The 15,217-nt window shown below is 48.7% G+C and carries 13 protein-coding genes and 1 pseudogene; 9 read left to right on the forward strand and 5 right to left on the reverse strand.

What is annotated here, in order from left to right:
* Nucleotides 1-89 precede the first annotated feature (89 nt).
* Complete coding sequence (locus G451_RS0103800; RefSeq protein ID WP_027183216.1) at nucleotides 90-800, forward strand: SAM-dependent methyltransferase; 711 nt, start codon at nucleotides 90-92, stop codon at nucleotides 798-800.
* 127 nt (nucleotides 801-927) lie between these two features.
* On the opposite strand, the gene G451_RS0103805 is transcribed toward G451_RS0103800, so the two are convergent.
* Nucleotides 928-2,223, reverse strand: a complete 1,296-nt coding sequence (locus G451_RS0103805; RefSeq protein WP_027183217.1) for a hypothetical protein — start codon at nucleotides 2,221-2,223, stop codon at nucleotides 928-930.
* A 142-nt stretch (nucleotides 2,224-2,365) separates the two neighbouring features.
* Here G451_RS0103805 and G451_RS0103810 point away from each other — a divergent pair, with 142 nt between their 5' ends.
* Both G451_RS0103810 and G451_RS34935 read left to right on the forward strand, forming a co-directional pair.
* Nucleotides 2,366-3,001 carry a TetR/AcrR family transcriptional regulator gene (locus G451_RS0103810; protein ID WP_169727817.1) on the forward strand — a complete coding sequence of 212 codons (636 nt, stop codon included), beginning with the start codon at nucleotides 2,366-2,368 and terminating at the stop codon, nucleotides 2,999-3,001.
* 148 nt (nucleotides 3,002-3,149) lie between these two features.
* A pseudogene (locus G451_RS34935) lies at nucleotides 3,150-3,326 on the forward strand (hypothetical protein); the annotation flags it as partial.
* 47 nt (nucleotides 3,327-3,373) lie between these two features.
* Here G451_RS34935 and G451_RS0103820 read toward each other — a convergent pair.
* Genes G451_RS0103820 through G451_RS0103830 form a run of 3 tightly spaced genes read right to left on the reverse strand, consistent with a single transcriptional unit; the run spans nucleotide 3,374 to nucleotide 8,347 of the window.
* Nucleotides 3,374-3,994, reverse strand: coding sequence for a GNAT family N-acetyltransferase (locus tag G451_RS0103820; protein WP_211236328.1), 621 nt, complete (start codon nucleotides 3,992-3,994; stop codon nucleotides 3,374-3,376).
* Between the two features lie 9 nt (nucleotides 3,995-4,003).
* Nucleotides 4,004-7,138 carry an efflux RND transporter permease subunit gene (locus G451_RS0103825; RefSeq protein ID WP_027183221.1) on the reverse strand — a complete coding sequence of 1,045 codons (3,135 nt, stop codon included), beginning with the start codon at nucleotides 7,136-7,138 and terminating at the stop codon, nucleotides 4,004-4,006.
* 3 nt (nucleotides 7,139-7,141) lie between these two features.
* A complete protein-coding gene (locus G451_RS0103830; protein WP_027183222.1) occupies nucleotides 7,142-8,347 on the reverse strand; it encodes an efflux RND transporter periplasmic adaptor subunit in 1,206 nt (401 codons plus the stop codon).
* A gap of 145 nt (nucleotides 8,348-8,492) precedes the next feature.
* Between G451_RS0103830 and G451_RS32250 the strand changes: the two genes are divergently transcribed.
* Nucleotides 8,493-9,308 carry a MerR family transcriptional regulator gene (locus G451_RS32250; protein ID WP_084448353.1) on the forward strand — a complete coding sequence of 272 codons (816 nt, stop codon included), beginning with the start codon at nucleotides 8,493-8,495 and terminating at the stop codon, nucleotides 9,306-9,308.
* Between the two features lie 109 nt (nucleotides 9,309-9,417).
* On the opposite strand, the gene G451_RS0103840 is transcribed toward G451_RS32250, so the two are convergent.
* A complete protein-coding gene (locus G451_RS0103840) occupies nucleotides 9,418-9,831 on the reverse strand; it encodes a GFA family protein (RefSeq protein WP_027183224.1) in 414 nt (137 codons plus the stop codon).
* Between the two features lie 939 nt (nucleotides 9,832-10,770).
* On the opposite strand from G451_RS0103840, the gene G451_RS34035 reads away from it, so the two are divergent.
* From G451_RS34035 to hydG, 5 genes are all read left to right on the forward strand, one after another.
* Nucleotides 10,771-11,013: a hypothetical protein gene (locus G451_RS34035; protein ID WP_156921501.1), complete on the forward strand. Its 243-nt coding sequence runs from the start codon at nucleotides 10,771-10,773 to the stop codon at nucleotides 11,011-11,013.
* Nucleotides 11,014-11,605: 592 nt separating this feature from the next.
* Nucleotides 11,606-12,931, forward strand: coding sequence for a [FeFe] hydrogenase, group A (locus G451_RS0103850; RefSeq protein WP_027183226.1), 1,326 nt, complete (start codon nucleotides 11,606-11,608; stop codon nucleotides 12,929-12,931).
* 9 nt (nucleotides 12,932-12,940) lie between these two features.
* Nucleotides 12,941-13,282: an iron hydrogenase small subunit gene (locus G451_RS0103855; RefSeq protein WP_027183227.1), complete on the forward strand. Its 342-nt coding sequence runs from the start codon at nucleotides 12,941-12,943 to the stop codon at nucleotides 13,280-13,282.
* Nucleotides 13,283-13,454: 172 nt separating this feature from the next.
* Nucleotides 13,455-13,697: a TM1266 family iron-only hydrogenase system putative regulator gene (locus tag G451_RS0103860; protein ID WP_027183228.1), complete on the forward strand. Its 243-nt coding sequence runs from the start codon at nucleotides 13,455-13,457 to the stop codon at nucleotides 13,695-13,697.
* 14 nt (nucleotides 13,698-13,711) lie between these two features.
* Complete coding sequence (hydG, locus tag G451_RS0103865) at nucleotides 13,712-15,121, forward strand: [FeFe] hydrogenase H-cluster radical SAM maturase HydG (RefSeq protein WP_027183229.1); 1,410 nt, start codon at nucleotides 13,712-13,714, stop codon at nucleotides 15,119-15,121.
* The last annotated feature ends 96 nt before the right edge of the window (nucleotides 15,122-15,217 follow it).

Consider the following 15,217-nt stretch of genomic DNA (forward strand, 5'->3'; position numbering starts at 1 on the left):
GGGCGCTTTTTCGTTTCTGAAACGAAGAGTAGAGTGATTCTGTCTCCCAATGCCGTTATGTCTTCCGAAAAAATGAAGGAGACAGCACAATGCAGACGTTTACAGATAGCTACGACAAAGCCTACTTGCTCGAAACCATGATGGGCCCCAATGCCATGCGTGTGACGGAAGAAATGACCTCGTACCTTCCAATGAAAGAAGGCATGCGCATTCTTGATCTGGGGTGCGGTATGGGGATCTCTTCTATTCTGTTGGCAGAGAAATACGGGGCTACGGTCTTTGCCGCAGACCTGTGGGTTTCGCCCTCGGAAAACTTTGACCGCTTTAAACGGCTGGGCCTTGCTCAGAATATCATTCCCGTTTCGGTCGATATCACCAAGGGCTTGCCCTTTGCCCATGGTTATTTTGACATGATCGTTTCGGTGGATGCTTACAACTATTTTGGTTGCAACGACACCATGTTACCGTATCTCGTGCAGTTTTTGAAGAAGGGTGGACACATGGCCGTTGCTGTATGCGGAGTGAAAGAAGACTTTCCCAAAGACAGGATTCCAAAGGATATGCAACCCTACCTGGAGTTGGACATGGGCTTCCACCCCCTGTCATGGTGGCGTCGTCTGTGGTCTAAGGAACCCCATTTCTGTCTACAACACTGCCGAGAAATGGATTGCTTGCGGCAAAGTTGGGACGAATGGCTGGAAAGCCCCAACCCGTACGCACAGCGGGATATTCCCATGATGGAAGCTGAGGGCGGTAAGTACTTTTCTCTGATCCAGATTACCGGCCAGAAAGCCTTGTGAAACGGCTTTCCCTCAAAAAAGGGGAGCACGTCCGAAAGAGAGACAACGAAAAAGGCCTGGAAGCAAATTTTCCAGGCCTTTGCAATGTCTGGTGCTGAAGGAAATCGAGTTCGCTGCTTTTTGAATATCATCCCAGTAATGGGCCTCCCAGAGCTGTCTGGTCCAGAAAATTCGTAAGGTTGGTCGATCGAAGCGCAACGGCAAGACCTCCGTTGCCGGAACAGAACAGGATCATGATTGAATCCAGCAGGACCGGAGGGGCAAGCCTTGCAGGAGCCAGGGGCAGGTGGAGAAGCAGACGGCAGCCCGTACCAAAATGCAGATCACTATAGCGTTGAGTCCAACTGCTGATGAGAGCAAGGGTGTTCCCTGGCCCCGCAGTGCAGCCCGACTTGGTGGAGGCCGAGAATGCCTTCACAGATGCGCGTATCCCAGCCGGGTCTTCAAATTCCTCTGGGCAGAGCAGGAAACCAAGCTGATAATTGCCCGCATGGCGTGTTCCGATTTCGGGAGTACGGTCGCGTGCATTAATCGCAATGGCTCCCATGCTTGCCTGGCTTCTGGTCAGAAACCACGATGTGAGTATGTCGTTGGTCGATATCCAAGGGATGGAGGCATTCCTCTGAAACGTTCGTTTTTGCTCTGCCACCCTCTCCAAGTTGACCTGAAACAGCCCTCCGCTGAATGGAGTCTCTTTTGCCGGAACATCTTCTTCTTCCCCGTGTGTCAGGCCTATGGCTTCGCGCGTTTCTTTCGTGCACCACAACGCCTTTGACTCCAACAGCCAGTTTAATTTGCTGTTGGAAGAGGGGACGACGCCGGATCTCGGAATCCACAAACTTCCGGGCAAGCCACCGGTGGCTTCTATCACTGCATGAAACGACTTGATCCGTTCAGGCATCAATGAAATCACGGCCTCTGACGGATTAAGCATCTGGTAAATACGATAGATTGTGAAGCCGTCTCCAAGAATATGACTCATGGAGACAATAATCATAAACCGACCATCACTCCCCGTGCAGAGGCGTATTTTGAATAGCGGTTCATCCGTGTTCAGACTATTGAAACCATGCTTCGTAAATATCTGTGACAAGGAATAAGAAAGCGGCATGGTGTACGTCTCTGCTAAAATGGAATCCACTGTCGTTCCGGTTACACAGATATCAGCCACGTCGACCTGCTCATAGAAGGGAGATAACGGCGGTTCCTCTGCATGGACGAGGCAGGGCGTTCCCGTTTGCTCATCAACTTCCAGTCTGGATGCAAGCCATGGGTTGGCTGACAGGATTTGTTGGGCTCGATCATTCAGAAAGTCGACTGGCGGCGTTCCTTCAAAAATTGTAGCGATGGTGACAGGAGAATCATACATATTGTGTGCAATTTCAGTGTCCTGAAGGGCAATGGTCGTGATTTTTTTCTGCATAGGTCTTCCTTGGCTTGAATGCATATTAATTTGTAATTTCGAGATGTTATGACATCATTGTTGATGATGATAAAAGAGAATTATATATTCACTTTTAAAAATGAATCTCATATTCTTTTTTGAGCGTCAAGAGGGTGAATTCATGGTTCAGATTCGTAAAGAGATCGTCCGAGACAAGATTGTTCTCGCAGCCGAAGCCTTGTTTGCACAGGCCGGATTCAGGAAATCAACGGTAGAAGCTATTGCCAAGAAAGCCGGTATCGCTACCGGAAATATTTATACTTATTACCCAAACAAGAGAGCTCTGTTTAAAGCCGTTATAACGCCTGAGTTCGTTGAAGAGTTTTCCCTGTTGACGCGAAACAGGATTGCGGAATTCGAACAGCCTCAAGGAATTGATCCTAGCCTTTCCTATTCGGAAGGCGAGGCTGGAAAATTGCTCCATTTCTGGATCAAAAACCGAAGCAAGGTTGTAATTCTGTTGGCGCGGTCAGAGGGGACCGAATATGAGGATTTTGGGCAGCAGTATGTGCAGGACATGACGGCTCAGGCTATCGCCCAGATCCGCAAACAATATCCTGGCCTGGAAATTACGGCGTTGTTGCAGTTTATGCTGGAAAAGGCGCTGACTGATTCCGTGAGGGGGATTGTTTCCATTCTGGAGCATTTTGAAGATGAGTCGGCCATACTGGAAGCGTTTGGTGCTGGCACGGCCTATCATCTCGGAGGAATAACCGCTCTTGTCGAATGGGCAAGCAGGCAAAAGCGTGCGATATGAGGTTTTTCCTCTCGTTCATTCGTCATTCTCTTCAGGAAGCCGGTCGAACGTGGGCACATTCTCCAGTTCGGCGTCCCAATTGGCCTTGTTTGCGAGAAAAATATGGCCATCCGGCCTGATCGGGATGTCGCTGGCTTTCCGCTACGACACGATCCGGCTGAAACTTTTGAAGATCGGCGCTGTCGTGATCCGAAATACCCACCGCGTCCGACTGCTGCTCTCGGACTCGTATCCGTCAAAAACTTTCCTGGTCGTGGTGGTTCGGCTTCAAAGCGTAAAAACACTCCAGAAATCAGCGTCTCGGGGATGTTCTTGCAATATGTAGGCGAGCTGTCCCTCTATTGAGAGTCATCTATGCCATCCCTTGGTCAATCATGGATTGGAGTAGTGCTTGCTTGGAAGCCGTATATTGATTTTCCTGGATAATTCCCAGTCTTTTTTCAAAATGGCATATACAAAAGTATTCTCATATTTCGGTGTCCCATCAGGGTTTTTTATAAAGGATATAAATTCTATAAAGTGAGACTCCTTGCGCATATCAAGCCGTTCACAGAGTTTTTGCGAGCGAATATTATCATCTTCAACATAGGCATAAATCCGTCTTGCATCCATTTTCGTGAAAAGAAAATTGAAAAATGCCCTTGCTGCTTCGCTTGCATACCCCTTTCCTTCGTATTGTTCGTTGAAATTCCACCCGACACTATAGGTGTCTGGTTCTTCCTTAGCGGCAAACAAATTTCCAATAATGCTATCCTCCTCCTTCAAACAAACGGCGTATTGCAATCCTTCTTTACTTCTGCGCTCAACATCGGCAAGAGCCTCTTCCATTGTCCCGAGTCGCTCATCAATAAAGCAATTTACACGGGGATGAGCGAGGTACGCAAACAGTCCTTCAGCGTCTTTGGCCTCAAAATTTCGTATAAGAAGTCTTTCCGTTTCGATTCTTGTTTTCATGAATATATCTTCCGTCCCAGTAATTATTTTTCCACCCATGGCATACCTTTATGCTACGGGAATCGTCGGCGAAGCCGGTGTATTTTTATGCGTCTTCTTTCGTCCAAAAAACCGCGTCACCAAAACGAAAAACAGCGGTGTATAGTAAATGCCGAGTCCCGTTGCCGTGATCATGCCCGCCATTACCGCCGTGCCGAGAGCGTTTTGCGCACCGGAACCGGCACCGCTGCTGACGGCCAAAGGCACAACGCCGAGAATGAAGCAGAGCGAGGTCATGAACACGGGCCGCAAACGCAGACGTGAAGCTTCCACGGTGGCCGAGAGCAAGTCTTTCCCCCCATGATGCAAAGCTCGTGCGAATTCCACGATCAGGATGGAATTCTTGGCGGACAGGCCTACGATGGTGAGCAGGGCTATCTGAAAGTATATGTCGTTGTTCATACCGCGAAGATACACACCGCCCAACGCTCCGATTACACCAGCGGGGACCGCCATGAGCACCGCCAGTGGAATAGTCCAACTTTCGTATAACGCTGCAAGGCTGAGAAAGACGACGGTGATGGAAATGGCGTACAGGAGTGGAGCCTGATTGGAGGCCATGCGTTGCTGGTATGAAAGGCCCGTCCATGCATAGTCAAAGCCGTAAGGCAGTTTGGCCGCACTTTCTTCCATTTCCATCATTGCCTGTCCGGAGCTTTTCCCCTGAGCTACGGCCCCTTCGATTTTCATGGATGGAATCCCCTGGTAGCGCGTCAGGCTGGGATAGGATAGAGTGGACTTCACAGCAAGAAAGCTGGTGAACTGCACCATTTCACCTTTGGCGTTGCGCAGATAAAACCGATTGAAGTCGTCCACGCTGGTCCGAAACGACGGTTCAGCCTGGAAATACACTTTTTTCGTTCTGCCCCGGTCCGAAAAGTCGTTAATATACTCACCCGCCCAATATGCGCTGATTGCATTGTTGATGTCGCCCCGAGAAAGGCCATATGCGCCCGCCTTGCCATTGTTGATTTTGAGGTCATACTGTTCAGCGTCATCCATTCCGCTATAACGAGCGTAGGAGACGGATGGCTGTTTCGCCGCCTCTTCCAACAGGGCATCCTTGGCCTTGAGCAACGCCGCATGACCACTCCCTCCGCGATCCATCAACTCCATTTCAAAGCCTGAAGACGTGCCGAGTTCCATGGCCGCCGGTGGCGTCATAACAACGATTTCAGCGCCGTGGATGGACGAAAAGCGGTCAGAAGCTCGTTTCATAACGTCAAAGGCGCTTTGCCCCCGACCCCGCTCACTCCAATCTTTCAGCAAGGGAAGCACCATGGCCGAATTCTGGCCGGAGCCGCTGAATCCCCAGCCGATGACCGCCATAACACTTTGGATGGCATCTTTCTCCTCGGTACGAAAGTACGCGTCGATTTCTTTGACTATTTTTTCGGTGCGCTCCTGTGAAGCACCGGGCGGGAGCTGCACATCAACATACAGTGTTCCCTGGTCTTCATCGGGCAAAAATGAATACGGCAGGTACAAGAACAACACCGCGCACATCGCGACCACCAATAAGATTGTGGGCGCCCACGTTTTGGGCCGTTTCACTATGCCACCCACTTGGATGGCGTATCGCCCGGTGAGCGTGTCGAACCACCGGTTAAATCTGCCGAACACACCTGTTTCCGCTCTGTGCGCCTTTGTGGTCAGTATGGTGGCACACAAGGCCGGGGTAAGCACAATGGCGACAACAACGGAAAGCACCATGGAAGCAACGATGGTAATAGAAAATTGCCTGAAAATAGCGCCGGTTGAGCCGGGCATGAAGGCCATGGGAATGAACACGGCGGAAATAACTACGGCAACGCCGACAAGCGCCCCGGTTATCTGGCGCATGGATTTGAGTGCAGCCTCCCTGGCGGAGAGCTTTTCATCGCGCATCAGGCGCTCCACGTTTTCCACCACGACAATAGCATCATCAACCAACAGGCCAATAGCCAGAACCATCCCGAACATGGTCAGCGTGTTGATAGAAAAACCGGCCACCGTCAGCACCGCGAACACACCGAGCAGAACGACCGGAACGGTGATGGCCGAAATAAGTGTGGCGCGGAAGCTTTGCAAGAACAAGAACATTATCGCCACGACCAGGGCTATGGCCTCAAGAAGAGTGTGCACCACGGATTGTATGGATTTTTCCACAATGGGAGCCTTGTCGTCAGCATAGGCGAAGTTGAGCCCCGACGGAAAGAAAGCGGCAAGCGCTTTCAATTCGGCTTTGATGGCTTTGGTGGTTTCCAAGACGTTGGCCCCGGAGGAAAGTTTGAACGCCAATCCTGTTCCTGCGTGACCGTTGAAAAACGTGCCACCAGTGAAACTTTCTTCATTCAGCTCAATGCGGGCAACATCCTTGAGCAGCAGAACGGACCCGTTCTCTTCCACGCGTAGAAGTATTTGCTCAAACTCCTCCACGGTCTCCAGACTGGATGAGGCATTGATGGCGATGTTTATTTCCTGGCCTGGCGGGGCGGGCGATTCACCCACCTGCCCGCCTGCGACCTGAGCATTTTGTTCACGGGCAGCGGTCAGAACATCCTGGGGATTGAGTCCGTACTGTCGCATTTTGTCAGGATCGCACCAGATGCGCATTGCATTTTGAGAACCATAGAGAGTGACAGAACCCACTCCCTGAATCCGGCTTAATGGATCGACAAGGGAACTCGCCACAAAGTCACTGATGTCGCTGGCCCGCATCGTGTCATAAGCGTCATAAAAAGCAACGGTCATGAAAGAATTCTCAACGGCCTTGAATGCTTGAACTCCTTGCCGCTGTACCGCTTCAGGCAGCAGGGACATGGCTTGCTGTAACTTGTTCTGTACCTGAACCTGTGCAGTGTCTATATCCGTTCCGGCCGCGAAAGTGAGATTAATTTCCGAACCGCTGGAAGAGCCACTGGTGGAATTCATGTGCAGCAGGTTGTCCAGCCCCTTGAGTTGCTGCTCGATAACTTGTGTTACGCTCCGGTCAACGATGGACGCGGACGCGCCGGGATACTGCGCGGAAATAGATATTTGTGGCAGGGCTATGTCCGGATAATGGGCCACCGGAAGCCTGCTCAAGCCAAGCGCCCCGGCCAGCATGATGACAATAGCGATAACACAGGCAAAAATAGGACGGTTGATAAAGAACGCTGCCACGAGTTACCGCGCCTTCTTTTTAGATGTCATGGCGACGGCTTCGGTCGGAGCCTTCCGTGTGGGAACACCTTTAACAAGTTCGCCGGGAGCGGCCTTCTGGAGTCCCTCTACAATCAGAATATCACCGCTATTCAGGCCAGAGCTGACAATCCATCGGTTGCCGGACGCGCGTTCAAGTCGCACATCTCGACGCTCAACCCGGAAAAGGCCGTTCTCGGCATCATCACCGCGCAAAACGTAGACAGAGTGCCCGCCGGTGTTGTTCGCAAATGCAAGGCCTTGCGGAATCAGCACCGCATTGTCTACCGCGCCTTCCTCGATAATTGCCTTCACATACATTCCAGGCAAAAGCAGCCTATCCGGGTTGTTGAACACGGCTCGCAAGATGAGGCTTCCCGTGCTTTGGTCGACGGATATCTCCGAAAACAACAGATCACCTTGTATCCATTCAGGTTCTCCATCCGTCTGTACCCGTGTTATCGCGGTGTATGGCGAGCCGTCTTCAAGGGTGAGACGAACCTTAGTGGCGCTGCCGTTGGGAGCCATCCGGCCCTGGGCCATGGCGCGACGCAAGCGAATGGTATCCGTGCTGGATTGCGTTATATCCACATAGACGCGATCCGTCTGTTGGATGACGGCGAGAGCGGTAGGCTGATTTGCCGTAACTAAGGCGCCAACAGTCACGGACGAAGCCCCGATGTGTCCTGCCACCGGCGCTTTAATCTCTGTGTAGGCAAGATTGATGGCGGCGGATTCCAATTCAGCTTTAGCCCGAGCGACACGGGCGCGGGCCTGGCCGTGTTGAGAAATGGTGTTGTCCAGTTCTTGGCGGCTTAGGGCATTTTGGGAGATCAAAAGCCGCTGGCGTTTTTCCAGCAGGGCGATAGCCGCCACATTGGCTTGCGCCTCAACCAGAGATGCCTTGGCCATGGCATAGGCGGCCTTGTGAACGGCAGGATCGATACGGTACAAAACCTGCCCTTTTTTCACATCCGCACCCTCCTCAAAGAGGCGCTCAATGATGATGCCATCAACCTGAGGCCTGACTTCCGCCGTTACAAGCGCGGAAACCCGCCCAGGCAATGTGCTGGTCAGGGTAATCTTTTCTTCGCCGACGACTGAGTACAGCACCTCGTTAGGCTCGGCCTTGAGCTGTTTCGATGCATCGCAGCCCGCCACAAGCAAAATGCAACAAAACAGTATAAGCACCTGCCATCCTCGTCTCTTCTCGCTACCCAAAAACATTTAAGACACCTCTGTTTTATCCGACGTAAGCACATTCCGACTTGCTGCTTTCTCCATTGTGTGCAAGGCTAATGTATGCAGTAACTTTAGAGTCAACAAAAAAATAAATATGAAAAAACATCTACTTACAACTGGAGAGTTCGCAAAGTTGTGCGGAACTCAAAAGGGTACATTGCTGTTTTACGATAAGGAAGGGCTGCTGAAACCAAAGCACGTTTCCGAAAACGGCTATCGGTACTACGAGATAGAGCAGTATTTTGAATTCGACCTGCTCTCGATGCTCAAGGAAGTCGGCAGTTCGCTGAAAGAAATTAAAACGCATTTACGCCATATGGATGGCGAGAGTTTCTTGTCCTTCCTTGAGGAAAAGCAGGTTGCCGCCAAGAGGGAATTAAACAAGCTGAAACAGCGGACGCTTATGCTCGGGGACATGACCGAGTGCCTGCGCGAAGCCTTGAATTTCGACTATGACGTATTGATCGTGGAACAACAGGAAAAAGAACGTCTGGAGGTGACACCCACCGGAGCAACCCCATCCGAATCACGGTGGGAACTTGTCATGCGTTTTGTCGAGAGCAACGATGCATATAAAAAACAGGAGCAAAAACCTCGTTCTCCGTTCGGTTTCATTCTCGGCCTGGATGACGTGCGCCAGGGCAACTCCTTTGAATGCTATTCCTTCCACCGAGCGAGGCGTACAACGCCGCGTTCCCGGCTTCACGTCAAACCTGAAGGAAAATATGCCACCCTGGCTCATAAAGGAACGAATGAAACACACAGGCAGGCCCTTGCCGGAATGCTGGAGAAAATCGATTCCGCCGGTATGGTTATAAAGAGCGATATCTATGTCTACGACATGGTGAGCTATGTCGTTCAGGAAACCGGAGACTGCTACGCGCTGAAGTATTGTGTTCTGGTGGAATAGCGTGTGTGGGGTTCTCAGTTTTTCTTCAGAGACGGGCCGAGATATACAAAAGCAAAGAGGCCTGGAATGTAGCGGCCACCATACCGTGCTTAACGAAAGATTCTTTCGCTCATTCGTCATTCTCTTCAGGAAGTCGGTCGAACCTGGGCACATTCTCCAGCTCGGCGTCCCAATTGGCCTTGTTTGCGAGAAAAATATGGCCATCCGGCCTGATCGGGATGTCGCTGTCGAGGCTGCCCGCAGGAACGACAAGAAGTGCTCCATCCATTTGAATATTCGGAAGGGCCGAACCACAATGGCTGCAAAAGCTCTTGATATGTCCCGTTGAGTTGAAATTGAATGTCCGCACGCACTCTTCGCCGGACAACCATCTCAATGTGGCTGTGGAGGAAAACAGATTCGCAGCGTGGGAGGAGCCGGTGTCTTTACGGCATCGTTCGCAATGACAAAGAAAAAACCGCTCAAAATTTCCTTCTACTTCAAACGCAACCTTGCCGCACAGACATGCCCCTGCATATTTCATTATGCCTTCTCCCTCATGCACAGTGTATATTTTCGGATCATTTCAGCCGAACCGCCACAGAGCTGGTTGGTCTATATCAAAGAGGGGGGGCAGGGCTAGAGGACAAACCAATACAAAAAGGCCAGGAAAATAACTTCCTGGCCTTGAATATTTTTTCTGGTGAAGCTGGAGAGAATTGAACCCCACGGCCTCTTGAATGCCATCCCTGGAGAACGCTTAAAAAGTGTTGACTTTATTGATCTTTTTTCAGCACCTGTGAACACTCTTGTCGGAATTCTAGAGGAATCTTTGGGAATCCAGGTTCACCGGTATTTGATGATTACTGTATTCATATTCACATCTCTTAGATTTCTCTCAATTGTATGACGCTTGTGGGTTACACGAATCCTGGCCGTTGAAAAGCCGTTATGGCGCTTGATGGCGTTGTAGCCCGGAAGGTGACGGGGGGATTGCCATATTTTATTAGACTCTCATGTCAATTTTCGAACAAAGGTGGTGGTAGTCTAGAATTAATATCTAATGATTCCAACGCGTAAAACGATAGTATGAGGAATGGGCTCTAGGGGGGAGCGGAGGTTCAAATCCTCTCATTTCGACCAGAAAAGAAATGTTCAAGGCCGGTTAAGTGAAAAATTGACTGGTCTTTTTTGTTGCATTGGCCAGTGTTACCCTTTTCGTCTCCTCGGTGGCGGCAAGCCCTCCTTAATGAAGGCACTTCTTTGAAGAAAAGTCGGAAATAATCTAAATATAAGAAATATTATAGCACGATTCTGCATACGAAATAAATAATAATGCGGGCTTGTTGTATCTATAAATAGCGTTATTTTGTTAGGAATACGATTTTTAACAAAGGAGCTTATACAATGTGTAAATCTTGTGGTTGCGACCCCCAAAAAAGTCAGATGACCCACGAACATACTCATGAAAATATGAATGCTCATGACCACGAACACGAGCATCAACATACTCATGTTCATGAACACACGCATTCCGATGGTACGACTCATGTCCACGAACATTGCCATGTGCATAGCCACTCCCATCAGCACACCCATGAACATGGTGTGGGTGAAGAACATAAACACGGTCATGGTGTCCATAGTCATAATAATGACCATGCTCATAATGATGGGAATGGACACGATCACAGTCACGATTAGTTTCTTTTATAAAAAATTGTAACTATGAGCGGAGAAACCGCACAAAGTAAAAAGAAGAGGACGTTGTTTCATCCTCTTCTTTTCTTTTTTAGATTATATATATTCATATTAGTACATATTATCCAAAAAAAATGAATTGAAAATATATTCATCAGACAAAATAGTGTTGTATTATTTTAGGATAAGACAATTTGTTTATATGTTAATTTGTAATTTACAAAATAAAGAAGAAGGCGTTTGTGTAGACAGTACTGAGAAATTGTTTTTTGATGTTTATCTCTAGTGGATGTCTCAATGCATCCTGTCTGTATATATGAAGTTATTTCCCTGCACACTATCAGTCTCTTCATTCACAGAAAGCACTCTATATCCATATAAAATATTTAGTGCGGAATCTTTTATGATTTTTCTGTGAAAACAGGTTGCTAGCGGCATATAGTTATTATTTATATTGATTAAGTAGCCTTTGAATTATAATTTTTTATAATAGATGCTCGGTAAATGTTAAATTGCATAATTTTATATTTTTCTTGTGTTATTTTTTTTGATTTAATAGCACTAGAAAGAGCTGCTGAGATGGTAATTCAACACGTAACCTCATAAAGGAGTTGTTTATGCCTGAGTCCAAAGCGAAGGATTCTGTAGCCACTCCGGCCTATCTCTCGAATTTGACCCCTCCCCAAAAGGGGGAGAGAGTAGAAATGGAGGGGGTCTATTATAAAATTGCGGCCCCCAAAGATGTTGATCCCGCCAGCATTTATTTCGTTCAAGTTGACAAAGACAAATGTGTCGGCTGTGGTGAATGCACAAGCCACTGCCCCACAGGAGCCATCCAAGAAATGCATGCTGATGGTCAGCGCGGAATTGTCGACTCAGCTGTATGCGTTAACTGTGGCCAATGTCTTGAGAACTGTCCTTTTGGGGCAATTTCCGAAGAAGTCTCCTTTGTTGGAGAGCTCTTTGAAAAATTGCGTGACCCCAATACCGTTGTCGTCTCCATGCCGGCACCTGCTGTTCGCTATGGGCTTGGCGAATGTTTTGGCATGGATACGGGAACGTATGTCGGTGGAAAAATGCACGCCGCTTTGCGTCGTCTCGGATTTGGTCTGATATGGGATAATGAATACACAGCTGACGTGACGATTATGGAAGAAGGCACCGAATTGCTTGAACGTGTTAAGCACGGCAAAAAGCCTCTTCCTCAATTTACTTCATGTTGCCCTGGTTGGGTAAAATTCGCTGAAACCTTTTATCCTGATCTCAACGGACATCTCTCTACGTGCAAGTCTCCCATAGGCATGTTGGGACCTCTTGCCAAAACGTATGGCGCAGAACAGGCTAAGATAGATGGGAAAAATATATATACCGTATCTATCATGCCTTGTATTGCTAAGAAATTTGAGGGCCTGCGGCCTGAAATGAATGCAAGTGGATATCGCGATATTGATGCCACTATCAACACGCGTGAATTGGCTTGGATGATTAAAAAGGCCGGTATCGATTTCGTTTCACTTCCAGAGGAAGATCCTGATCCTGTTCTTGGTCTGTCTACAGGCGCGGCAACGATTTTCGGCACCAGCGGAGGTGTTATGGAAGCTGCTTTGCGTCTGGCCTATGAAGTTTTGTCGGGAGATACGCTTACGAATCCCGACATTAAAGTTGTGCGTGCTCATGAAGGCATCAAAACTGCTGATATTCCTGTTCCCAATTTCGGAACGGTGAAAGTGGCTGTGGCCAGTGGACTGCAAAATGCCGCGAAGCTGTGTGACGAAGTGCGAGCAGGCAAGTCTCCATACCATTTTATTGAAGTTATGACCTGTCCTGGTGGCTGTGTAAACGGTGGAGGGCAACCTCTTGAACCCGGCATACGTGAAGCATCCTTGTTCCGTAGCACCATTGCCAAGATTAACCGTCGTTTTACACAACGACGCCCAGCATAGGAGATTCCAGTGAAGAACAAAGGTATCTTGACCAGACGAGGCTTCATAAAAATGGCCGGTATTGCCTGTGGCTATGCCGTACTTGGCTATAATGTAACGCGCGAAGCCTGCGCAGCAACGGCTGACTTTGTAGGAATACGTCAAAGTTCCGTGTACGCAGCAGATAGCAAGCGTTACGCCATCCGCAAATCGCAAGATAATCCTATGATTAAAAAGCTGTATGCCAAAAATGGTTTCTTAAATGAAGGGCCCTGTGGTCACAAATCACACCACCTCCTTCATACGGAATACGAAGACAGAAGCGCGAGCCTGAAGGCCTTAAAGGCTAAGGGTGTGAAGTTGGCTCTGTAGTAGAGCATGCCGTATTCCTACGGGCAGCCTGCGGGAAGGAATTATCTGAACTTCAGGGCAGCCCGTGTGCAGCCGATGCTTTGAGTTATGAATAAGCGCTGAACACCGAGAATGTTATCGTATCTCTGCCCGTTAGGATTCTGCAATCCAAAATTGATGAGATGAGAATGTTATGGAAAAGCGCATGGGAGTCGTCAGCATCCTTGTTGGTGACCGAAAGAAAGACGCAGGCATGGTCAACACTATTATTAGTCGTCATGGGGAGATTGTGCTTGCTCGTATGGGGCTGCCGTGTCGAGATAGAGGCCTGAGTGTCATCGCCCTTATTATTGAGGCCACGACGAATGAAGTTGGCTCGCTAACCGGCCAATTAGGCAACCTTCCCAGCGTTAAAGTAAAAGCATCGCTTATTTAAGCCGGGAGACGGATATGCATTTGACTACTGAGGGACTGACTAATTTTATTGATGAAGATTCTATCTGGAATATTGTGCATGCTACGGCGACAGCAGAACCGAAACGTATTCATGATATACTTGATAAAGCCAAAGAAGCAAAAGGACTCACGCTTGAAGAAACTGCATTTTTGTTGCAAGCAGATGATCCGGAAGTAAACGAGGCGATATTTGAAACGGCTCGTGCTGTAAAACGCATGATTTACGGAAATCGTCTTGTTCTTTTTGCTCCATTGTATGTAACGAATGAATGTAGCAATCGTTGCGCATACTGTGGATTTAAAGCTGATAATAAAGATCTTGAGCGAAGAACGCTTACAGCCGAAGAAATTCGTCAGGAAGTCTTCGTGTTGGAGAATTTGGGGCATAAGCGTCTTTTGTTGGTTTACGGCGAGCATCCTAAATTTGGGGCAGATTGGATTGCTGAAACCGTGCGCACTGTGTATGAGACGGTTGCCGAAAAAAGTGGTGAAATTCGACGTGTCAACATAAACTGCGCTCCTCTGGATGTGGAAGGTTTCCGTACATTGCACGATGTGGGTATTGGGACCTATCAATGCTTTCAAGAGACCTACCACTCGTCGACGTACTCCAAATTACACCCCTGCGGACATAAACAACACATTCTTTGGCGGCTGTACGCACTTCATAGAGCCATGGAGGCAGGCATCGACGATGTGGGAATGGGCGCTCTTCTTGGTATTTATGACTACCGTTTTGATACGCTTGCTATGCTGACACATGCGGCAGAGCTTGAAGATAAATTCGGTGTTGGACCACATACAATTTCATTTCCACGTCTTGAACCAGCATTGAATGCAGATATCGCATTTAATCCTCCCTATCCAATTACAGATATCCAGTTTAAAAGACTGGTTGCTGTCCTCCGACTTTCTGTTCCATATACCGGCTTAATTCTTAGCACTCGGGAAGGCCAAGCCATGCGCCGCGAATTGCTTGATCTTGGTGTTTCGCAATTGAGTGCCGGCTCGCGTACCTATCCCGGAGGATACGCAGACCCCAATTACGACAGGCCCGAAGTGCAACAATTCTGTGTCGGCGATAACCGGAGTCTTGATGAAGTCATCCAAGAAATCGTGCATCAAGGGTATATCCCTTCGTGGTGTACGGCGTGCTATCGTCTCGGCAGAACCGGGGAGCATTTCATGGAATTGGCAAAAAAAGGGTTTATTCAGGATTTTTGTCATCCTAACTCGCTCTTTACGTTTAAAGAGTATCTTCATGATTACGCGACGGATTCCACACGAACGCTCGGATTTCCCCTTATCCAACGTGAACTTGATGAGTTCCCCACAAAACGCCGTGATGTCGTCGCTTCGCGTCTTCAGCGAATTGAACACGGTGAAAGAGATCTTTACCTCTAGGTAAAAGAAGAACGTTGTTGTCAAGCATACGTGCTTTGCAAGCATAGGCCCACGAAAAGGAGGAGGGTTGTCCCCGTTCGACCTTCCTCTTTTTCT

The organism is Desulfovibrio inopinatus DSM 10711, assembly GCF_000429305.1.
Classification (GTDB): domain Bacteria; phylum Desulfobacterota; class Desulfovibrionia; order Desulfovibrionales; family Desulfovibrionaceae; genus Alteridesulfovibrio; species Alteridesulfovibrio inopinatus.